Source organism: Kitasatospora sp. NPDC054795 (genome assembly GCF_053611565.1).
Genome location: NZ_JBSHAP010000107.1, coordinates 11293 through 32166, shown reverse-complemented (window position 1 = coordinate 32166; position 20874 = coordinate 11293). Strand labels below are relative to the sequence as shown.

Sequence of the window (20874 nt, the reverse complement as noted above, 5' to 3'; positions counted from 1 at the left end):
GAAGCTAAGCCTTACAGCGCCGATGGTACTGCAGGGGGGACCCTGTGGGAGAGTAGGACGCCGCCGAACAATTATTCAGAAGAACCCCCATCCGGATCCCGGATGGGGGTTCTTCGCGTTTCCGGAAGTTTCAGGAAGTCTCCGGGACTCAGTTTCCGGGGAGTCAGGTGCTCCGGCGGGACAGCCAGCTTCGTCGGCGCGATGCCGCCACCGTGCCGACGGGCGGCAGGTGGAGGGTGGCCACGGCGCTGCGGATCAGGATGCGGACCCCCTCGGCGGCCGTCTCGGCCGACATCGAGGCGCTCTGCTCCCGGCCGGAGGCCTGGCTCGGCAGGTACGGAAGGCGCGCGAACCCGCCGCGCAGCTCCGGGCGTTCGGTGGCGATCAGGTGCGCCAGCCCGTAGAAGACGTGGTTGCAGAGGTGGGTGCCGGCTGTGTGCGAGACGGTCGCCGGGATCCCGGCCTGCTGGACCGCCTCCACACAGGCCTTCACCGGCAGGGAGGAGAAGTACGCGGCCGGGCCGTCCGGCACGACCGGCTGGTCGAGCGGCTGGTGGCCCTTCCGGTCGGCTGTCCGGACGGCGTCGTCGAGGTTGATCGCCACCCGCTCGACCGTGAGGTCCGGCCGGTTGCCGCCCTGGCCAGTGGCGATGACCAGGTCCGGCTCGAACCGGGCCACCGCCCGGCGCAGTTCGGCGATCGAGTCGCCGAACGCCCAGGGCAGCCCGGCGAACTCCAGGGCCACCCCGGCCGGCGGACCGGCGGCGACCAGTCGGCCCGCCTCCAGGGACGAGTTCAGGGGATCGCGGCCGAACGGTTCGAAGGCGGTCAGCAGGACGCGGATGATGGCGGACCTCCGAGCGTGCGGGAACGTACGGACCCGATTTGTGCCGTTCGAGCGTAGAGCCGTCCCGAATGTCCCGGCAAGCCCCGCCGCTTTCCGGTGGACACGATGACCTGACTCCTCGTCGTGATCTGACCTCTCGTGACCTGAATTCTCGTCATGTGCGGCGCAGCGCGCCGTCCGCGCGGAGGGAGGCGAGGGTGGGGTAGCCGTCGACGGCCATCAGGAGGTCGGCCTCGGCGAGCAGGGAGCGCAGTACGTGGACGATGCCGTCGGTGCCCTCCAGGGCCAGGCCGTAGGCGTACGGGCGGCCGACGCCGACGGCGGTGGCGCCGAGGGCGAGGGCCTTGACGACGTCGGCGCCCGAGCGGACGCCGGAGTCGAAGAGGACGGGCAGGCCGTCGGCGGCTTCGACGACGCCGGAGAGGGCGTCGAGGGCGGCGAGTCCGCTGTTGGCCTGGCGGCCGCCGTGGTTGGAGCAGTAGATGCCGTCGACGCCGCCGTCCCTGGCGCGGCGGACGTCCTCGGGGTGGCAGATGCCCTTGAGGAGGATCGGCAGGTCGGTGAGGGAGCGCAGCCAGGGCAGGTCGTCCCAGGTCAGCGGGTTGCCGAAGACGCCGGCCCATTCCAGGACGGCCGCCTGCGGGTCCTCCTCGGGGGTTTTGGCGAGGCGGGCGCGGAACACCGGATCGGAGGTGTAGTTGGCCAGGCAGTGGCCGCGCAGCTGGGGGAAGTTGGCGGTCGCCAGGTCGCGGGGGCGCCAGCCGGTGACCCAGGTGTCCAGGGTGACGACGATGCCCCGGTAGCCGGCGGCCTGCGCCCGGTGCACCAGACTCTCGGCGAGCGCCCGGTCGGTGGGGGTGTAGAGCTGGAAGAAGCCGGGGGTGTCGCCGAACTCGGCGGCCACCCGCTCCAGCGGATCGACCGTCAGGGTGGAGGCGACCATCGGCACACCGGTCCGGGCGGCGGCCCGGGCGGTGGCCAGGTCCCCGTGGCCGTCCTGGGCGCACAGGCCGAGCACCCCGATCGGAGCCATGAACAGCGGGGTCGGCAGCCGCATCCCGAACAGGTCCACCGACAGGTCCCGTGCGCGCGCGCCGACCATCATCCGCGGCACCAGGCCCCACCGGCCGAAGGCGGCGACGTTCGCCCGCTGGGTGGACTCGTCGCCCGCCCCGCCCGCCACGTAGGAGAGCACGGAGGGCGCCAGCGCCGTGCTCGCCCGCGCCTCCAGTTCGGCGAAGGCCATCGGCATCGTCGGTAGCACGCCGCCGAGCCCGCGCAGATAGATCTCGTGCTGGTAGTCGCCGAACCGCCCCTGGAACGCCGGATCCATCCGCTCGCTGTCCATCCGTCGGCCGTCCTCTCGTCCTCGGCCGCCCGGGACCGTCCCGGCCGGCGGTGCCGTCCGCGGCTCCGTCGTACGGGACGGACGGGCTGACGGCACCCCGGCATTCTCACCGCGGACGGAGCGGACGGCCAGGGTCCGGCCGGGGGTGTGTCACCGCGTCGGCCGTCTCACGGCGTCGGTTCGGGACGGACCCGGTGGCCGTACCGCCGCACGGCGGCCGCGGCGATCAGGGCGACCGTCCCACCGAGCAGCATGACCGTGCCCGGGGAGGAATGGTCCACCGCCAGGCCGCCGGCCAGCGCGCCGATCGAGAAGGCGGCCTGGAACGCCGAGGTGAAGACCACGCCGGCACCCTCCGGGGCGTGCGGGGCCGCGGCGAGGAACCAGCTGAGCGCGCAGACCGGGACGGCCCCGTAGGCCGTGCCCCAGAGCGCCAGCAGGACCGCGGCGCCCGGACCGCCGGTGCCCAGCAGCGGCAGCAGCAGCGCCGCGGCAGCGAGCAGGACGGCCGCCGTGCCGAACACCGGACGCAGTGCCCCGGCCGCCCGGGCCCCGGCCAGGACGTTGCCGAGCAGTCCGGCGGCGCCGTAGAGGAGCAGCAGGGCGGTGATCAGGCCGGGGCCGGCGTGGGTGGTGCCGGCGAGGAAGGGGGTGACGTAGGTGTAGCTGCCGAAGTGGGCCGGCACGATCAGGAAGGTCACCAGGATGCCGGTCCGGGTGCCCCGGCCGGCCAGCAGACCGCGCAGCACTCCCAGCCCGGTGACGGTCAGCGGGGGCAGCGGCGGCAGTGACCGCAGGAGGGCGGCCAGGGCGAGCAGGGTCAGCGCGGCCATCGTGAGGAAGGCCGTCCGCCAGCCGGCCAGGGAGGCGAGGAACACCCCCGCCGGGACGCCGAGCACCGAGCCGAGCGGGACGGCGGAGAAGATCACCGTGTTGGCCCGGGCCCGCCGGTGCTCGGGGACGAGGCGCGGGGCGAGCCCGGAACCGATCGACCAGAACGCCCCGATGACCAGGCCGAGGACGATCCGGGCGGTCAGCACCGCCCAGTAGGCGGGGGCGAGGGCGCTGAGCAGGTCCGCCAGGGTCAGCACCAGCAGCAGCGCGCAGAGCATGGTCCGCCGGTCCGCCCGCCGGGTCATGACGGTCACCAGGGGCGCGGCCACCGCGGCGACGATGCCCGGCAGGGTCATCATCAGCCCGGCCGTGCCGTCGGAGATCCGGAAGGTGGCGCCGATCGGGGTCAGTAGGCCGATCGGGAGGATCTCGGTGGTGACGATGGAGAACACGCCGGTCGTCACGGCGAGGACGGCGAGGGTGCCGCCGTCCCGGGGGCGCGGGCCCGGGGTGGTCGGGGCCGGATGGAGGGTGGTGCCGGTCGGCATGCCGGAGGTCCCGTCGCTGGTGGTGGGTTCGTGACCCGAAGTCCAGCAGTACGAAGGGGGGTTGGGCTGGCGTGAATCCGACGTCAACGCTTCCGTGCCGGGTCCGCGGCCCGGCCTTCCTCGGCGGCGGGGGGTTCCTCGGCGGGGCGGTGCTCCTCAGCAGGACTGTGGCGTTCGGCGAGGCGGTGCTCTTCGGCGAGGCGGCGCTGCTTGGCGCGGTGGGCGAGCACGCCGAGGATGCGCTGCCAGGTCGGCGAGGCCTCGGCGAGCCGGGAGAAGATCACCGCCTGCTTGCCGGGCCGGCTGCTGTCCCGCCCGTGGGCGGCCTCCCAGGCGTCCAGGTCGTCGATCAGCCGGTCCACCCGGGGGTCGTCCGGTTCCCAGTCGAGCGACTGGTCGCAGAGCAGGAACAACCGCATCGTCTCGGCGTCGCCGAAGCTGGCGTTCTTCTCCCGGATGCCCCGGCGCATGGCCTCCGGGTCCAGGGCCTGGTGCAGGATCCAGGTGTCCCGTTCGAGCAGCACCGACCGCTCGCTGACCCCGAGCGCGCGCATCCGGTCCAGGATGGCGACCACCTCGGGCGGCAGTGCGAGCCGCTCGCCGCTCGCCAGGTCGGCGATCCGGCGGCGGTGCTCGGCGAGTTGGTCGATCCGGTGCCGCAGCTCGGCGTCGAGGTCGGTGATGGCGGCGGCGAACTCCTCCGGCTCTGCGTGCAGCAGCGCGTCGATCCGGGCCAGCGGCACCCCGGCGTCGGCGAGCGTCCTGATCCGGATGAGGTCCACCGCGGCCTGGGCGCTGTAGCGGCGGTAGCCGGAGCGGTCGCGCTCGGGCTCGGGCAGCAGCCCGACCTGGTGGTAGTGGCGGACGGTGCGCACGGTCACGCCTGCGGTCGCTGCGAGTTGACCGATCGTCAGCACCGTTTGGCTCCGGTTCCGTCGAGGATTCTTGGCTGTGGCTGTGGCTGTGGCTGTGGCTGTGGCTGTGGCTGTGGCTGTGGCTGTGGCCGAAGTCTAGGCGTGGTCCGCCCGGTCCACGACATCGCGGATCGCCTGGACCACGACATCGGTCCGCTCGAAGACGAACTGGCTGTGGCCGGTGTCGGCGAGGAGGCGCTGCTCGCCGTTCGAGACCCTGGCCACCATGTCCGCGTACAGCCGCGTCTTGCCGTCGTGCATCGCCTGGAGGAGCTCCTCCGACATCAGCGCCTGCTGGCCGGGGTCGATGCCCAGCGGGGTGAGGGCGATCAGCGGGACGTCGGGGAGGTCCGCCCCGGCCCGCAGTTCGACGGCCAGCTCCGGCATCGAGGCGCGTTCGGCGATGCCGGCGTGGATCCAGCGCTCGCTCACGTGGTACTCGGTCACCGCGTCGCGGACGTCCGCCGGGTAGTCCACGAGCAGTTCCTCGCACAGCTGCCGGATGGCGGGGAGCGCCTGCCGCAGCTGCTCCTCGGTGGGCGACAGGCGCTGGGTGGCGGCCAGGCTCGCCTCGGCGGGCATGTAGTCGTCCCAGTCCCGGTGGAAGGCGTCCAGCCAGACCAGTCCGGCCACGTCCTGTGGGTACCGCTGGGCGAACCCGTGGGCGTACGCGCCGCCGAGCGAGTGCGCGACCAGGACGTACGGGCCGGGGACGCCCTGGGCGCGCAGCAGTTCGCGCAGTTCGGCCGCGACCTCGGCGGCGGTGCGGGGGAGCGCGGCCTCGTCGCTGAAGCCGGTGCCGCCGCGGTCGTACACCACGGCGGTGGTGAACTGCGCGACCCCCTGCTGGACACCGAAGTAGTCCAGGCCGATGGCGCTGGCGCCGGGAAGGAGGACGACTGCGGGCCCGCCCGTGCCCTGGCGGTGCAGGTAGAGGTGGCGGCCGTCGACCTCCTGGAAACCGCCGACCGGGGGGTGGAGCGGGGCGGTGGAAGTGCTCTCGTTCGTCATGCGGCAAGCCTCCAACCCTGACGTAGCGTCAAGGTCAAGCGTTCGTCGCGGGAGCCTTTCGGGAGCCTTTCGGGAGCCTTTCGGTGCTCGGGTGCTCGGGTGCTCAGCTGGGCAGGTGCTCAGGGGTCTCACCTGGAGCGCCGGGGCCGCTGGTCGTGGTGAAGCGGTTGCGGTACTCGGTGGGCGTGGTGCCCAGCCGGCGGGCGAAGGCGCGGCGCAGGGTCTCGTCGCTGCCCAGGCCGCTGAGCCGGGCGGCGGCGGTGATGCTGTGGCCGTCGAGGAGCAGCTGCCGGGCGCGGTCGAGGCGGACCCGCTCGACCCAGCGGGCCGGCGTGGTGTGCAGCTCGGTCTGGAAGAGCCGGGTCAGGTGGCGGGTGCTGACGGCGGCGGTGGCGGCCATCGCGGGCAGGCTGTGGTCGGCGCCCGGGTCGGCGAGGACGGCGTCGGTGAGGGTGCGCAGCAGGTCGCTTCGGGCGGCCGGGGTGGCCAGGGCGGTGGAGAACTGCGACTGGCCGCCCGGGCGCTGCATGAAGACGACCAGTTCGCGGGCGACGGCACGGGCGGCCTCGGCTCCGTGGTCGTGCTCGACCAGGGCGAGGGCGAGGTCGATGCCCGCGCTGATGCCGGCGCTGGTGTGGTAACGGCCGTCCTGGACGTGCAGGGCGTCGGGTTCGACCAGCACGCCGGGGTGGCGGAGCGCGAGGGTGGGGGCGTGGCGCCAGTGGGTGGTGGCCCGGCGCCCGTCGAGCAGCCCCAGCGCGGCGAGCACGAAGGCGCCGCTGCACACCGAGGCGACCCGCCGTGCCGGTCCGGCGAGGCGTTCCGCGGTGGCGAGCAGGTGTGCGTCGGGGCCCCGGGCGGCCAGGTGGTCGGCTCCGGCGACGACCAGGGTGTCGAGGGGTTCCCGGCTGTCCCGCGGTGCGGCGGTGTCCGCCAGGGCCACGCCGTTGGAGGCGGTGACGGTGCCGCCGTCCGGGGAGACCAGGGCGGTCCGGTACGGGTGGCCGAGCCGTCCGGCCTGGTGGAAGACCTCCAGCGGACCGCTGACGTCGAGCAGCGTCACCCCGTCGAACACGAGGAAGGCGACCCGGCGCGTCATGTCCGGATCCGAGGTCCGGCTGTCTGTTCCGACATGGCGGCAGCCTACGCCCGGGGGCGAGGGCGGAGGAGTCGACCGAACCGCTCCTGCAGACGGAGGAACCATGACGAACGAGACGATCGCGGGCGTGCGCATCCCGGACAGTGCCCTGGCCCGGGAGGCGACCGAGCTGGTACGGGAGGCGGCGTCGCCGCTGCTGTTCGACCACTCGCGCCGGGTGTTCCTGTTCGGGGCGTTGCGCGGCGCCGAGCAGGGGCTGGAGTTCGACCCGGAGCTGCTGTACGTGGGCGCGATGTTCCACGACCTCGGCCTCACCGGGCGCTTCGCCAGGACCGACCAGCGGTTCGAGATCGACGGCGCCGACGAGGCCCGTCGCTTCCTGGCGGCCCACGGCATCACCGGGGAGCCGGCGCAGCGGGTCTGGACGGCCATCGCCCTGCACACCACGCCGGAGGTCCCGCTGCACATGGCGCCGGAGATCGCCCTGGTCACCCGGGGCGTGGAGCTGGACGTGCTGGGGATCGGCTACCGCGCGATCTCCGCCGGGCAGCGGGCCGCCGTGGTCGCGGCCCATCCGCGGCCCGACTTCAAGAACCGCATCCTGGCCGCGTTCACCGAGGGTGTCGAGGGTCGCCCGGAAACGACCTTCGGCAACGTCAAGGCGGATGTGCTCGCCCACTTCGTGCCGGGCTTCGAGCGCGGCGACTTCGTGGAGGTGATCAGGGGCTCCGACTGGGCGGAGTGAGCCGGATCGGGGGTTCGGCGGGCAGCCCGAAGGCCCGGTCGGCGTCGGCCGGCCGGGTTTGACGGCGGGTCCGGCTTCCATCACCCTTCCACTAATCAAATAGTGAAAGGGTACTTTGCCGATGCCCGCTTCCGTCTCCCCGCCGCGAACCCTGCTGTCCGCAGCCTTCGCGTCCCCCGTTCACTCCGCTTCCGCTGCTTCCTCCCCTTCCTCCCCTTCGGCCCCGACCACCTCGGCCGCGCCCCCCGTTCCCTCCGCCCGGTTCGCGACCCTGCTGGCCCTGCTCGCCCGCCGCCCCGCCGCGCTCGCCTGGGGCCTGGCGGCCGGGTTCGCCGCGCTCTACATCTGCGTCGCCGCCAACCGGCACCGGCGCGGCCTCACGAAGGCCTACGACCTGGGCATCTTCGAGCAGGCCGTCCGGGCGTACGCCCACGGGCGGGCGCCGATCGTGCCGCTCAAGGGGCCCGGCTACCACCTGCTCGGGGACCACTTCCACCCGCTGATCGCCGTCCTCGCCCCCGCCTACCGGGCCTTCCCGAGCCCGCTCACCCTGGTCGTCGCCCAGGCGCTGCTGATGGCGCTGGCCGTCGTCCCGCTGACCCGCTGGGCCCACGAGGTGGCCGGGGCGAGGGCGGCACTGGTCGTCGGCTGCGCCACCGGGGCTTCCTGGGGGATCGTCCGGGCGGCGGCCGACGACTTCCACGAGATCGCCTTCGCCGTCCCGCTGCTCGCCTTCGCCGCCACCGCACTCGGCCGGCGCCGGCCGCTCGCCGCCGCGCTCTGGTCACTGCCGCTGCTGCTGGTCAAGGAGGACCTGGGGCTGACGGTCGCCGCCGTCGGCGTCCTGATCGCCTGGCAGGCCCGGCGGGAGCGCCACTGCAGCCCGCTGCCCGGGCTCGCCCTCGCCGTCGTCGGCCTCGCCGCGACCGTGCTCACCGTGCTCGTCGTGCTGCCGGCCTTCAATCCGAGCGGGGGCTTCGACTACTGGCAGCAGTTGGACGGCGGCGGGCAGGCCGGGCAGGCCTCGCTCCGGGCGTTGCCGCTGCGGCTCGGTTGGCCGCCGGTCAAGTGGCTGCTGCTGTTCCTGCTCGCCGCCACCGCCGGCTTCGCCGGTGTGCGCTCGCCGCTCCTCCTGCTCTGCGTGCCCACCCTCGCCTGGCGGCTGCTCTCGGCCAACCCGCACTACTGGGGCGTCAGTTACCACTACAGCGCGGTGCTGATGCCGATCGCGCTGGCGGCCCTGGTCGACGTCCTGCGGAGTTGCGACGCCCGCCGCGTCCGCCGCGCGCTCGCCGTCAGCGCCCTGGTGACCGCCGTGACGCTGCCGCTCTACCCGCTGCACGAGGTGGTGATGCCCGAGGCCTGGCGCACCCCGCCCCGGCTCACCGGGACCCGGGCGATGCTCCACCGGATACCCGACGGTGCCGCCGTGGCAGCCTCCAACCGGCTGGCGGCGCAGCTCACCGGCCGGGCCGAGGTCACCCTGGTCTGCCGGGCACCGGTGGGCCCCGGACCGCAGTGGGTGGCCGTCGACCTGCGCGACCCGAGCGTGCAGGCCCCGTGCGCCACCGCCGACACCGCCCGGATGCTGGCCCTCTACCGGGAACGCGGCTACCGACCGCTGGTCGAGCAGGACGGCCTGCTCCTGCTGCAACGTCCCTGACGGACCGCCGTCGGGACACCCTCCGGGGTCCGGCTTGACCCGCGTGCCGCCGTGGGCCACTATTCCACTATTGAACTAGTGAAAGGTCGAAACGCCGGTGATCGAGTACCGCATTGAGCGGCGCAGCGGCGTCTCCACCTACCAGCAGATCGTGCAGCAGACCAAGCAGGCACTGCGACTCGGACTGCTCCAGCCCGGAGACAAACTGCCGACCGCCCGTGAGGTGGTCGAACTGACCGCGATCAACCCGAACACCGTGCTGAAGGCCTATCGCGAACTCGAACGCGAAGGGCTGGTCGAACCCCGTCCGGGTCTCGGCACCTTCGTCCGGCGCTCGCTCGCCCGGCCGGAGGCGGCCGCGGACGGGCCGCTGCGCGCGGACCTGGTCGGGTGGGTGGACCGGGCCCGGGGGGCCGGCCTGGAGCGCGAGGACATCGCCGCGCTGATGGCCTCCGTCCTGGAGCAGCGCTTCGACACCGGGATCTCCGGCTCCGACAACAAGGCCTCCGGCTCCGACACCGGGGTCTGAGGACCCCTCGGCAACATCGAACAGAGAACAGTGGGGGGACCGGGTGGACGACCCGACGACCACGGCGCCCGCGTCGGCGCCGGCCCTGGAGGCCGAAGGCCTCGGCAGGAGGTACCGCGGCGGCTGGGCCCTGCGCGGCTGCGACCTCACCGTCCCGGCCGGGCGGATCTGCGGGGTGGTGGGCCCCAACGGCGCGGGCAAGAGCACTCTGCTCTCCCTCGCCGCCGGCCAACTCGCGCCCACCGAGGGCGGACTGCGGGTGCTGGGCGCCACCGCCGGTGATCCCGGGCTGCGCGCCCGGATCGCCTACGTGCCGCAGGACAAGCCGCTCTACCCGGGCCTCACCGTCGCCGAGACGCTGCGGATGGGCCGCGAGCTCAACCCGGTGTGGGACGAGGGCGGAGCCCAACAGATCGTTGACCAGGGCGAGTTGAACCCCAACGCGCGGATCGGCTCGCTCTCCGGCGGCCAGCGCACCCGGGTCTGCCTCGCCCTCGCCCTCGGCAAGCTCCCCGATCTGCTGCTGCTCGACGAGCCGATGGCCGACCTCGACCCGCTCGCCCGGCACCAGCTGATGGGCGCCCTGATGTCGTCCGCCGCCGAGCGCGGCACCAGCATCGTGCTGTCCTCGCACATCCTCCCCGAGCTGGACGGCGTCATCGACCACCTGCTCCTCGTCCAGCGCGGACGCGTCCGGCTGGCCGGCGACCTGGAGGAGATCCTCGACGGGCACCGGCTGCTCACCGGCCCGGCCGCCCAGGAGTCCTCCCTGGCCGCCGGGTCGGTGGTCGAGCAGCGTGTCAGCGGCCGTCGGGCCATCGCCCTGGTCCGCACCGACGAGCCGGTGGACGGCGAGTGGGAGAGCGAGCGCCCGAGCCTGGAGGACCTGCTGCTCGGCTACCTCCGCGGACCCGCCGAACCGGCCGACCGCAAGGAACCGAACGAGGTGGCCGCATGAGCACGACCGTCCTGCCCGACCGCACCACCGCTCCCACGGCCGCCTCCACCAAGCCCGCCCTGCGCGGAATCCTCTGGCTGGTGCTCCGCCAGAACCGGCTCCTCCTCTGGACCCTGGGCATCCTGCTGGTCCTCGCGGTGGCCGACCTCCTGTGGATCCACTTCGCCAGCAGCCGGATCGTCAGCGAGCTGCGCCGGACCGACTGCTACTACCCCGAGACCTGGGACCGGCGCGAATGCTGGAACCGCCTGGAGCCGATCGACCGCCCGAACTTCTGGTTCCTCCAGGTCCTCCAGCCCGCCGTCACCGCGGTCCCGCTGCTGATCGGCGTGTTCGTCGGCGCCCCGCTGCTGGCCCAGGAGTACGAGCGCGGCACCATCCGCCTGATCCGGGCCCAGTCCGTCAGCCCGGTCCGCTGGCTGGTCGTCCGCCTCGCCGTTCCCGGCCTCGCCGTGCTGGCCGTCGCCGGCGTGCTCGCCTCCCTGATGACCTGGGTGTGGTGGACGGACATCGTGCACGGCCCGGCCGCCTTCGACCCGCCGTTCCAGTTCTTCACCTACCCGGTCCTCGGCCTCGCCCCGATCGCCTGGTCCCTGTTCGCCCTGACCCTCGGCGTCCTGGTCGGCCAACTCGTCCGCCGCGCCCTGCCCGCGATGTTCCTCACCGGCGCCCTCGTCGCCGCCGCCCACGGCCTCGTCCTCTGGGCCCGCCCTCACTTCTACCCGGCCGTGGAACAGGTCGCCGCCCTGGGCACCCCCCAACCCACCAACGCCTGGCTCCTCGGCCGTGGCGTCGTCCTGCCCGACGGCACCCACGCCAGCACCGACTCCTGCCTCTTCTCCGCCCGCGCCCCCGGCTGCGACGAGGCCATCGCCTCCTGGGCCCGCTTCCACCCGGCCGACCACCTCGTCCCCATCCAACTCGTCGAGGCCGGCATCCTCCTGGCGGTCACCCTGGCCCTCCTGATCGCCGTCTTCCGCCGCATCCGCGCCTAGCGTCACCGCTCCGTCGAGCGGGCGACCACGACCCACGGCCAGGACCCGAGTCACCGACTCGGGTCCTGGCCCGTTCTGCCGGCAGCAACAGGCGGACTCCCGCAGCACCCGGCGTGGCAGCCTGAGGGACCCCGCAAAGACGCAGTCCGTGCCGGGGGCGCGCCGAGCGGGGCGCGGGACGGCGGGTGGTCAGCCGTCCGCGAGTGCGCGCAGGTAGGTGAGGACGGCGCGCACCCGGCGGTGTCCGTTGTCGGGGGTGGGCATGCCGAGCTTGCCGAAGATGCTGCCGATGTGCTTGTTCACCGAACTTTCGGCGAGGAAGAGGAGCCGGGCGATGGTCGGGTTGTTGTGGCCCTCGGCCATCAGGGCGAGCACCTCCCGTTCGCGTGCGGTGAGGGCGGCCAGCGGGTCGGGGCCGGTGCGGTGGGCCATCAGCTGGGAGATGACCTCCGGGTCCATCGCGGTGCCGCCCTCGGCGACCCGCCGCAGCGCCTGGAGGAACTCCTCGGCGCGGCCGACCCGGTCCTTGAGCAGGTAGCCGACGCCGGTGGCGCTCTGGGCGAGCAGCTCGGCGGCGTAGGCGCGTTCGACGTACTGGGAGAGGATCAGGACGGGCAGTGCGGGCAGTCGGCGGCGGGCCTCGACGGCGGCGCGCAGTCCCTCGTCGCGGAAGTCCGGCGGCAGCCGGACGTCGACCACGGCGACGTCGGGGCGGTGGTCGAGCAGGGCGGGCAGCAGGTCGTCGCCGTGCTCGACGGTCGCGCACACCTCGTGTCCCTCGCTGTGCAGCAGCAGGACGAGGCCCTCGCGGAGCAGGGCGTTGTCCTCGGCGATCAGGATCCGCACGGGATCTCCACTTCCAGGATGGTCGGGCCCCCGGGCGGGCTGGACAGGCGGGTGGTGCCGTCGAACGCGGCGACCCTGCGGCGCAGGCCGGGCAGGCCGCTTCCGGCGCCCTCGACGGCGCCGCCCCGGCCGTCGTCCTCGACCCGGACGGCGATGGCGGCCGCGGTGATCCGCAGCCGGACCAGGGCGCCGCGGGCTCCGCTGTGCCGGGCGACGTTGGCGAGCGCCTCGGAGACCACGAAGTAGGCCGCGGCCTCGGCGGCGGCCGGTGCGCGCGGTGGCGGGTCGGCCGGAGAAGGGGCTCCCCGGCCGCCCCCGGTGTCCGGCTCGACCCGGGTGGGCACGGCGCAGCGGGCGGCGAGCGACCGGACGGCCTCGGCGAGACCGCGGTCGGCGAGCAGTGGCGGGTGGATGCCGCGCACCAGGGCGCGCAGCGACTCCAGGGCCTGCTCGGCGACGAGTTGGGTGGAGTCCACCAACGCGGCCGCCTGCTCGGGACGTTGGTCCAGCGCGCGGCGGATCATGCCGAGCCGGAGCGAGACGGCCACCAGGTTGGCCTGGGCGCCGTCGTGCAGGTCCCGTTCGATCCGGCGCAGTTCGGCGGCATGGGCGTCCAGCGCCTCGGACCGGGTGGTGGTCAGCTCCTGGACGCGCCGGGCCAGCGAGGCGCGGGGCCGGGCGACGAGCAGTCGGCGGGAGGCCCGGGCGTGCAGGTCGGCGGCGGGCGCCAGCACGGCCAGGGCGACCACCGCGTAGCCGACCCCGCCGACCGCCGCCGCGACGGCCACCGGCCAGGAGTCGACGGTCAGCAGGATGATGCTCCCGCGCTCGTCCGGCAGGAGCCGCCACCACATCGGCGCCGTCAGCCAGTTGACGGCGTGGCTGCACAGGGTGAGGGCGGCGGCCGACAGGGCCGTCCCGGCGGTGGCGTGGGCGAGCAGCCACACCAGGTCCTTGCGGACGGCCGGGTCGCGCAGGGACGTCCGGTCGCGGTACGGGGTGCGCGGCCGGTCGCCGCCCAGCCGCCGGCCGGCCCGCCGGCGGTGGAACTCGGCGAACCGGCGCAGCAGTCGCAGGGCCGGCGGCAGGAGCGGCAGGCCCGGGCCGACCGGGCAGAGGGCGAGGACGACGAGCAGCAGGCAGAGCCCGACCAGCGCGGCCGCCCCGGTGCCGAGGCAGAGCAGGAGATGGCCGGCGGCGGCGGGGGAGCGGCGCACCGCGGAGCGGCTGGCGGACCGGACGGCCGACCGGACCGTGGACGCGGCAATCCTGGGCGCCCGCACGATGGTTCAGTCCTCCGAGCCTCCGAGCCGACTGTTCGATCACCCTAACACCGGCCCCGGAACCGGCCCGGCGGCCGTCACGGGGCGCGGCTCTTCCGCCGCCGTGCCGGACACCTCCACAATGGGGCGGGTCGATCGCGGAAGTGGGGGAACCGGGGTGGAGTGGCTGCTGGGGATCGGTGGGGCCCTGCTGCTCGGGGTGGTGACCAATCTGGTGTACGACTTCGCCAAGTTCGGCGGATCACGGCTCGGTTCCCGGGTGCCGGTGCCGCGGGTCCGGCGGGCGAGCCTGACGGCGGCGGCCCGGGCTCACGACGTGCGGGCGGACGGGCTGGCGCCGCTGATCACCTGGTCGGCGACCCGGCCGCTGGCGCCGAGCACGCTGGTGACGGCGCACCGCGGGCGGGTCGAGCGCCCGCACGTGCTGGACGCGGCCGGGTGGGCCGAGGAGGTGGTGCGCCGGAGGGCGGCCGGTGCGGCGGGCCGCACCGCGTACATCTCGCGGCTGACGGTCGATCACGGCGAGCACGGTGGTGCGCGGGTCTGCGAGGTGGACATCGCGGAGAGCGACTACGCGGAGTGCATGGCCACCACCGGGATGGGCCGGGAGGACCCGGAGGCGGCCCGGCTGCTGCACGAGGCGCTGGACCAGGGCCTGACGAGCTTCGTGGCCGTCGCGCCGCCCACGATGGTCAGCGCCTGCGTCGCGGTGCGGGACCGGCTGGGCCGGCTGCTGCTGCTCCGCCGCTCGCTGGCGGTCCACACCTTCCCGGCGCAGTGGACGGTCGGGATCAACGAGACGATGAAGTACCGCGACGAGCCGGGCGCCGCCGAGGACTTCTACGGGCTGGTCCGGCGGGCGCTGGAGGAGGAGTTGGGGCTGCTGCCGGACGATGTCGGGCCGACCGTGATCACCTGGCTGGGCTGGAGCGAGCCGGCCTCCTGCTACACGCTGGTGGCCACCGTCCGGTCCCGGCTGGACGCGGCCGAGATCGACCGCCGCCGCGAGGCCTGCCACAGCACCTTCGAGCACGACATGGCCGTCTGGGTGCCGTTCACCCGCCGGACGGTCTCCGAGCTGATCGAGGGCGGCACCTGCCCGGACGGCTCGCGGCGCTGGTCCTACCTCGCGCCGCTGGTGGCCTGGGAGGCCTGGCGGGCGGCGCAGCAGGAGCGGGCGTAGGCCGGAACTCGCCTCGCCGGGAAGGGCGTTCCACGCGGAGTGGGCGCAGTTCCGTGCGGACCGGGCGCCGTTTCGCATGGAGCGGGCGCCGTTTCGCGCGGGGAAGCGCGGCCCAGGAGGAACCGGCGTGCCGGGCCCGGCCGCCCGGTCAGCCGACGGCGCTGCGCCAGTCCGCAGGCCCGCTCGCCGGGAGGTGCCCGGGCAGGCCCGGGGTCCAGCGCTTCGAGCCGTCCGGCAGTACGGCCAGGGCCTCGATACCGGGTCGGCGGGCGGCCCAGGCGAGGGCGCGGTCCGGGCCCATGGCGAAGGCGGCGGTGGCCCAGGCGTCGGTGCGGGCGATGCCGGTGCCCGGGGCGCCGACCAGGGTGAGCGAGGCCAGGGCGCAGGCCGGGCGGCCGGTGTGCGGGTCGAGGATGTGCGCGCCGCGCTCGGCGGTGCCGGAGGTGGCCACGGCCAGGTCGTGGCCGGCCAGGACGGCGGCCAGCAGACCCGGTCGCCGGGGGTCGGCGATGCCGATCCGCCACGGTCCGCCGGCGCTCTGCACGTCTCCGCCGCCGCTGACGCAGTACTGCCGGGAGCCGGAGGAGCGCAGCAGGGCGGCCGCCTGCTCGACCGCCCAGCCCTTGACCCAACCGCTGGGGTCGAGCCGGCCGCCCGGCCGGTCGGTGAAGTAGCCGTCGGTCTCGGCGGCCACCTCCCGGCAGGCGGCCAGCACGGCGCGGACCTCCGGATCGCAGTCGTCCAGGGCGAGTTCGCCCCGGTCGAGGCGGCCGATGTCGCTGTCCGGCCGGTACGTCGAGAACACCGCGTCGATCCGGTGCAGCCGTTCCGCGATCCGCTCCAGCACGGCCGGGGTCCCGGGGGCGGGGTCGCGCACGGTGACCGAGAAGACGGTGCCCATCACGGGCTCGGCGTGGCGCAGCACGGGCGCCTCAGCCCTTGGCCCGGTCGAGGGCGCTCTGCAGGGAGCGGACGTAGCCGTCGCTGGTGTACGTCGCGCCGCTGACCACGTCGATCCGGGCGCTCTGCGCGGCTATCGCTTCCTGGTTGAGGACCGGCAGCGCGGAGGTGTTGATCTCGCGGTCGCGCCGTTCGGAGCTCGGGTACTTGACCACGTCGACGGCGGTGATCCTGCTGCCGGCCAGGGTGACCTGGACCTGCACCGGGCCGTAGCGGGTGTTGACGGTGTCCCCGCTGACCTTCCGGGTGGCGCCCGCGGCGGGTGCGGAGGCGGACGCGGGTGCGGAGGCGGCGGGCGCCGGGGCGTTCGACGGTGCCGCGACCTCGGACCCGGTGCCGGAGCCGGTGCCGGTGCCCTGGCCGGCGCCGGTGCCCGGCCCCGAGCCGATCACCGGCGCGGGCCCGGCGGCCTCGTGCGGTTTGAGGGACAGCAGCAGGACCACCCCGGCCGCGGTGGCGGCGCTGGTGACGACGGCTCGGCGCATGGAATGGACGCTCCTCGGGTGCTCGGGGGCGAGCCGAACAGGCTCAGAAGGAAAGGCTTCAGAAGGAAAAGCTCTCGTGGTGGATGCGCCCCGGCCGCACCCCCGCCGCCCGCAGCGCGCGGACGGCCTCCTCGGTGAGGGCGTCCGGGCCGCACAGGTAGACCTCGTGCTCGGCGAGGTCCGGGACCAGCCGGGCCAGCGCGGCCCCGAGGTCGCCGACCTGCTCGCGCGGGCCGAGCAGCTCGTGCACCGTCGCACCGCGCCGCCGGGCGACCTCGGCCAGCTCCGCCCGGAACAGCACGTCCTGCGGCCGCCGGGCCCGCTGGACCAGCGTCAGCTCGCCCGGCAGGGTTTCGAACAGGGCGCGCAGCGGGGTGACCCCCACCCCGGCGCCGAGCAGCAGCACCCGGCGCTGCCGCAGCCCCCGCCCGGTGAACGCCCCGTACGGGCCCTCGGCGCGCACCCGGGTTCCCGGGCGCAGGGCGGCCACCGCGGCGCTGTGCCCGCCGAGGTCCTTGACGGTGAAGCGCAGGAAGTGCGGGTGCGGCGGCGCGGACAGCGAGTAGGGGTTGGCGGCCCAGCGCAGCCCGGGAGCCTGGAACTGGAGCCGGAAGAACTGGCCGGGCTCGGCGCGGAGTTCGTCCAGCCGCCGCCCGCGCAGGAACAGCGACACCACCCCGGGGCCCTCCGGCCGTACCTCGGCGACGGTCAGGCCGTGCCGCCGGTCGAGCAGCCACGGCCGCAGCAGCCGGTACCAGCCGAGCAGCGTCGCGGTGCCGAAGTAGAGCGCGTACCAGGCCGCCCGGCCGGGGCCGCCGCCCAGGTCGGCGCCGGTCGCCAGCTGGTGGGCGAAGGCCAGCGCCACCGCGAGGTAGGTCGCCAGGTGCAGGTAGTACCAGGCCTCGTACGGGAGACGGCGGCGCGCGATCCGGGCGGAGACGGCGCCGGTGCCGAGCAGCAGCAGGGTGCCCAGGGTGGCCTTGAGCATCTCGGGGTAGTGGAGGACGATCTCCACGCCCTCGCCGATCGGCCCGCGCCCGTCGGTCAGCGCGTAGCCCCAGATGACCGTCAGCACGTGCACGGTGACCAGGGCCACCGTCCAGCGCCCGCCGAAGGCGTGCCAGCGCGCCAGCCGGTCCGCGCCGACCCCGCGCTCCACCGGCGGCAGCCGGGCCATCAGCAGGACCAGCACCGGCGCGGCACCGCCGGCCAGCAGCCCGGTGATCCGGCCGGCGCCGGTCAGCCAGCCGTCCGCGCCGACCACGGCCGGGGTGCCCGTCCACCACAGCGCGAGCACGCCGAGCACGCCCGCGGCGATCAGGCCGAGCGCCGCGCGCGGGTCGAGGGCGAACGGCGGACGCGGCGCCGCCCGGTGGCCCGGGCGGTCGGGTGCCCGCCGGGGCCCGGGCCGCGGCTCAGGGGCGGCGGCAGTGGTCATCGGATCCTCCTCGGCGCCCGGCGGCGAGTGCCGCCGAGGCCGTCCACGATCGCACCGCAAGCTCTGAGCGGGCTCTGAACCGGGCCGGCTCCGGCGCCCATCGGCGAGTGGGAAAGGGCAGGTCAGGGTGAGTATGTCGGTCTGCGAACCATTTTCCGGGATCTCACCGGTTTCTCATCGGGACCGGCCAGGATGATTACCGCGCAGCACCCGACACGAGGAGCCCCATGGACGAGACCGCCGACCGCCCGGACTGGCGGGTCCTGGTCGTCGACGACGAACCGGACCTGGTCGAGGTGGTCTGCGGCGCCGTCCGCTACGAGGGCTGGCAGGCCCGTGGCGTGACCACCGGCCTGGCCGCCGTCGAGGCCGCCGCGGCCTGGCGGCCGCACGCCGTGGTGCTCGACGTGATGCTGCCCGACCTCGACGGCCTGGAGGTGCTGCGCCGCGTCCACGCCGGGCAGCCCGAGGTGCGGGTGCTCTTCCTGACCGCCCGGGACGCCGTCGAGGAACGGATCGCCGGGATCGCGGCCGGCGGCGACGACTACGTGACCAAGCCGTTCAGCCTGGCCGAGGTGGTGGTCCGGCTGCGCGGCCTGCTGCGCCGGGCCGCCCCGTCCGGCGCGGCCGGGCAGCCGCCGCCGCACGCGCTGGTGCTCGGCGACCTCGTGCTGGACGACCGGGCCCGCGAGGTCACCCGGGGCGGGGAGACGGTCGAGCTGAGCCCGACCGAGTACGCGCTGCTCGCCCACCTGATGCGCCATCCCCGGCAGGTGCTCAGCAAGGCGCAGATCCTGGACGCCGTCTGGTCGTACGACTTCGGCGGGCAGGCGCACATCGTGGAGCTGTACATCAGCTACCTGCGCAAGAAGGTGGACGCGGGCCGCAGCCCGATGATCCACACGGTGCGCGGCGCGGGGTACCTGATCAAGGCCGCGACATGAAGCCCCGCGCAGGGCGCTCCCGTCCACGGCCGGCCCGCCGCCCGGGTGGACGCCGTCCACGGTTGGCTCCCCGCACCCTGCGCGCCCGGCTGATCGCCGGCCTGCTGGTGCTGCTCGTCGCCACCTGCGCCGCCGTCGGCCTCGCCACCACCGCCGCGCTGCGCCACTTCCTGGTCGACCGCCTGGACCAGCAGCTCGCCGAGTCCGGCGGCCGCTACGCCGCGAGCCTGGAGCACACCGGCCACGGCGCCGGCCCCGACACCCGGGCCCAGACCCCCGGCACCCTCGGCGTACGGCTGCTGGGCGGACGGGTCACCGCCGCGGGCGTGGTCGACGGGGACGCCGACGACGTGGACAACCCCGGGAACGAGGACGACCGGGTCGCCTTCGCCCCCGACCGGGAGCACGCCCTGGCCGCCCTGCCCGTCGACGGCCCGGCCCGCACCGTCGACCTCGGCCGGGCGCTCGGCCACTACCGGGTCCGCGCGGTCGCCGGGCGGGACGGCGACGTGCTGGTCAGCGGCCTGCCGCTGCGCCCGGCCGAGGACACCGTCGAGCGGCTGGAGACCCTGGAACTCACCGTCTTCGCGGTCTCCGTCGCCGCGGCGGGCGCGGCCGGGGCCGCCTGGGTCGGCTTCTCGCTGCGCCCGCTGCGGCGGGTGGTGGGCATGGCCGAGCGGGTCAGCGCGCTGCCGCTCGCCAGCGGCCAGGTGATGCTCGCCGAACGCGTGCCGGACGACGACCCGCGCACCGAGGTCGGCCGGGTCGGCGCCGCGCTCAACCGGATGCTCGGGCACGTCGGCGACGCGCTGGCGCGCCGGCACGCGGTGGAGGAGCGGCTGCGCGGCTTCGCCGCCGACGCCAGCCACGAGCTGCGCACCCCGGTCGCGGCGGTCCGCGGCCACGCCGAGCTGGCGCTGCGCCACCCCGGGCCGGTCCCGGCGCCGGTACGGCACTCGCTGGAGCGGATCGACGCCGAGGCGCTGCGGATGGGGGCGATCGTCGAGGACCTGCTGCTGCTCGCCCGGCTGGACGCCGGCCGCCCGCTGGCCGAGGAGGAGGTGGACCTGACCCGGATCGCCCTCGACGCGGTGGCCGACGCCCGCGCCGCCGGGCCGGAGCACCGCTGGCGGCTCGCCCTGCCCGAGGAGCCGGTGCTGGTGCGCGGGGACGAGCACCGGTTGAGCCAGGTGGTGGCGAATCTGCTGGCCAACGCCCGGACCCACACCCCGCCCGGCAGCGAGGTCCGGCTCTGTCTCGAACGGACGGACGGTCAGGTGGAGTTGAGCGTCACGGACGACGGTCCTGGGATCGCGCCGGAGCTGGCCGACCGGGTCTTCGAGCGCTTCGTCCGGGGCGACCGGGCCCGCTCCCGCGCCACCGGCTCGACCGGGCTCGGTCTGGCGATCGTCCGGGCCGTGGTCGGGGCGCACGGCGGCACGGTGGCGGTGGCGAGCCGGCCCGGCCGCACCGTGTTCACCGTCCGGCTGCCGTGACGGCCGTCGCCGTGGCTGCGGTTGATGCCGTTCCCGTCGTCGTCGCTGGTGTCGCCGTCGTACGAAAACGCTGCCGGTAGTCGGTCGGCGTGGTGCCGAGGCGGCGGCGGAAGGCGCGCACCAGGGTGTCGACGGTGCCGAAGCCGCAGGCGGTGGCGATGCGGTCGAGCGTCGCGTCGGTGGACTCCAGCCGGTGGCGGGCGAGTTCGACCCGGGCGGACTCGACGTAGGCGCTCGGGGTGGTGCCCAGCTCGGTCTTGAAGATCCGGGTCAACTGCCGTTCGCCGACGTGGGCGTGGGCCGCGAGGTCCGGGACGGTGAGCGGCCCGGCGAGATTGCGCAGGATGTGGTGGCGCAGCTCCTCGATCCGCCGGGTGGTCGACACGGGCTCCAGTGGGACGCTGAACTGGCTCTGGCCGCTAAGGCGTTTGAGGTACATGACGAGCTGGCGGGCGACCCGCAGGGCCAGCTCCTCGCCGAAGTCCTCGGCGACCAGCGCGAGCGACAGGTCCAGGCAGGCGCTGATGCCCGCACCCGTCCAGACCTCGCCCTCGCGGATGAAGATCGGGTCCGGATCGACCTCGACCTCCGGGTGCTCCTCGGCGAGCTGGCCGGCCGTGGACCAGTGGGTGGTGGCGCGCCGCCCGTCCAGCAGCCCGGCGGCGGCGAGCAGGTGCGCGCCGACGCAGACGCTGGCCACCCGGCGCCAGCGGGGGGCCAGCGGGCGGACCAGTCTCTTATAAACAAA

20 protein-coding genes and 1 rRNA gene are annotated in these 20874 nt (G+C 74.8%); 9 read left to right on the top strand and 12 right to left on the bottom strand.

Annotated elements, in window-relative coordinates; genetic code table 11:
* Positions 1 to 69 (top strand): 5S ribosomal RNA (gene rrf / locus ACWGJO_RS30985); the annotation flags it as partial.
* A gap of 94 nt (positions 70 to 163) precedes the next feature.
* On the opposite strand, the gene pcp is transcribed toward rrf, so the two are convergent.
* The 6 genes from pcp to ACWGJO_RS30955 form a co-directional block, all read right to left on the bottom strand.
* Entirely contained in the window at positions 164 to 847 is a 684-nt protein-coding gene (pcp, locus tag ACWGJO_RS30980) for a pyroglutamyl-peptidase I (RefSeq protein ID WP_452188796.1), read from the bottom strand.
* 154 nt (positions 848 to 1001) lie between these two features.
* The gene (locus tag ACWGJO_RS30975; RefSeq protein WP_452188792.1) at positions 1002 to 2195 is read right to left on the bottom strand and encodes an alpha-hydroxy-acid oxidizing protein; all 1194 of its coding nucleotides are present in this window, start codon (positions 2193 to 2195) and stop codon (positions 1002 to 1004) included.
* Between the two features lie 167 nt (positions 2196 to 2362).
* On the bottom strand, positions 2363 to 3577 hold the full coding sequence (locus ACWGJO_RS30970; protein WP_452188790.1) for an MFS transporter: 1215 nt from the start codon (positions 3575 to 3577) through the stop codon (positions 2363 to 2365).
* Between the two features lie 83 nt (positions 3578 to 3660).
* Positions 3661 to 4494, bottom strand: coding sequence for a MerR family transcriptional regulator (locus ACWGJO_RS30965; protein ID WP_452188788.1), 834 nt, complete (start codon positions 4492 to 4494; stop codon positions 3661 to 3663).
* Between the two features lie 93 nt (positions 4495 to 4587).
* Complete coding sequence (locus ACWGJO_RS30960; RefSeq protein ID WP_452188786.1) at positions 4588 to 5502, bottom strand: alpha/beta fold hydrolase; 915 nt, start codon at positions 5500 to 5502, stop codon at positions 4588 to 4590.
* 103 nt (positions 5503 to 5605) lie between these two features.
* Positions 5606 to 6601 (bottom strand): GlxA family transcriptional regulator, encoded by a 996-nt coding sequence (locus ACWGJO_RS30955; RefSeq protein ID WP_452188784.1) that lies wholly within the window; start codon positions 6599 to 6601, stop codon positions 5606 to 5608.
* 103 nt (positions 6602 to 6704) lie between these two features.
* On the opposite strand from ACWGJO_RS30955, the gene ACWGJO_RS30950 reads away from it, so the two are divergent.
* The 5 genes from ACWGJO_RS30950 (at position 6705) to ACWGJO_RS30930 (ending at position 11491) form a co-directional block, all read left to right on the top strand.
* Complete coding sequence (locus ACWGJO_RS30950) at positions 6705 to 7346, top strand: HD domain-containing protein (protein WP_452188782.1); 642 nt, start codon at positions 6705 to 6707, stop codon at positions 7344 to 7346.
* 121 nt (positions 7347 to 7467) lie between these two features.
* Entirely contained in the window at positions 7468 to 9009 is a 1542-nt protein-coding gene (locus tag ACWGJO_RS30945; RefSeq protein ID WP_452188780.1) for a DUF2079 domain-containing protein, read from the top strand.
* A gap of 97 nt (positions 9010 to 9106) precedes the next feature.
* Positions 9107 to 9538 (top strand): GntR family transcriptional regulator, encoded by a 432-nt coding sequence (locus ACWGJO_RS30940; protein WP_452188777.1) that lies wholly within the window; start codon positions 9107 to 9109, stop codon positions 9536 to 9538.
* Between the two features lie 43 nt (positions 9539 to 9581).
* Positions 9582 to 10496 carry an ABC transporter ATP-binding protein gene (locus ACWGJO_RS30935; RefSeq protein ID WP_452188775.1) on the top strand — a complete coding sequence of 305 codons (915 nt, stop codon included), beginning with the start codon at positions 9582 to 9584 and terminating at the stop codon, positions 10494 to 10496.
* Complete coding sequence (locus tag ACWGJO_RS30930) at positions 10493 to 11491, top strand: hypothetical protein (protein ID WP_452188773.1); 999 nt, start codon at positions 10493 to 10495, stop codon at positions 11489 to 11491. Before ACWGJO_RS30935 ends, ACWGJO_RS30930 begins: the two co-directional genes overlap by 4 nt.
* 189 nt (positions 11492 to 11680) lie before the next feature.
* Here ACWGJO_RS30930 and ACWGJO_RS30925 read toward each other — a convergent pair whose 3' ends face one another.
* A complete protein-coding gene (locus tag ACWGJO_RS30925) occupies positions 11681 to 12337 on the bottom strand; it encodes a response regulator transcription factor (protein WP_452188771.1) in 657 nt (218 codons plus the stop codon).
* The gene (locus ACWGJO_RS30920) at positions 12325 to 13554 is read right to left on the bottom strand and encodes a sensor domain-containing protein (protein WP_452188769.1); all 1230 of its coding nucleotides are present in this window, start codon (positions 13552 to 13554) and stop codon (positions 12325 to 12327) included. The genes ACWGJO_RS30925 and ACWGJO_RS30920 overlap by 13 nt, the downstream gene beginning before the upstream one ends.
* 223 nt (positions 13555 to 13777) lie before the next feature.
* Here ACWGJO_RS30920 and ACWGJO_RS30915 point away from each other — a divergent pair, with 223 nt between their 5' ends.
* Complete coding sequence (locus tag ACWGJO_RS30915) at positions 13778 to 14803, top strand: hypothetical protein (protein ID WP_387693473.1); 1026 nt, start codon at positions 13778 to 13780, stop codon at positions 14801 to 14803.
* Positions 14804 to 14951: 148 nt separating this feature from the next.
* On the opposite strand, the gene ACWGJO_RS30910 is transcribed toward ACWGJO_RS30915, so the two are convergent.
* From ACWGJO_RS30910 to ACWGJO_RS30900, 3 genes are read right to left on the bottom strand one after another with little or no spacing between them, the layout of a single operon-like run.
* On the bottom strand, positions 14952 to 15704 hold the full coding sequence (locus ACWGJO_RS30910) for an FAD:protein FMN transferase (protein WP_452188794.1): 753 nt from the start codon (positions 15702 to 15704) through the stop codon (positions 14952 to 14954).
* Positions 15705 to 15735: 31 nt separating this feature from the next.
* Positions 15736 to 16248 carry an FMN-binding protein gene (locus tag ACWGJO_RS30905; RefSeq protein WP_452188767.1) on the bottom strand — a complete coding sequence of 171 codons (513 nt, stop codon included), beginning with the start codon at positions 16246 to 16248 and terminating at the stop codon, positions 15736 to 15738.
* A 58-nt stretch (positions 16249 to 16306) separates the two neighbouring features.
* A complete protein-coding gene (locus ACWGJO_RS30900) occupies positions 16307 to 17686 on the bottom strand; it encodes a ferredoxin reductase family protein (RefSeq protein ID WP_452188765.1) in 1380 nt (459 codons plus the stop codon).
* Positions 17687 to 17913: 227 nt separating this feature from the next.
* Between ACWGJO_RS30900 and ACWGJO_RS30895 the strand changes: the two genes are divergently transcribed.
* Positions 17914 to 18630 carry a response regulator transcription factor gene (locus ACWGJO_RS30895; protein WP_452188763.1) on the top strand — a complete coding sequence of 239 codons (717 nt, stop codon included), beginning with the start codon at positions 17914 to 17916 and terminating at the stop codon, positions 18628 to 18630.
* On the top strand, positions 18627 to 20126 hold the full coding sequence (locus ACWGJO_RS30890; protein WP_452188761.1) for a sensor histidine kinase: 1500 nt from the start codon (positions 18627 to 18629) through the stop codon (positions 20124 to 20126). The genes ACWGJO_RS30895 and ACWGJO_RS30890 overlap by 4 nt, the downstream gene beginning before the upstream one ends.
* Here the strand turns inward: ACWGJO_RS30890 and ACWGJO_RS30885 are convergent.
* The coding region (locus tag ACWGJO_RS30885) for a GlxA family transcriptional regulator (protein ID WP_452188759.1) at positions 20107 to 20874 on the bottom strand (768 nt) is incomplete at its 5' end. The two genes, ACWGJO_RS30890 and ACWGJO_RS30885, sit on opposite strands and share 20 nt — an antisense overlap.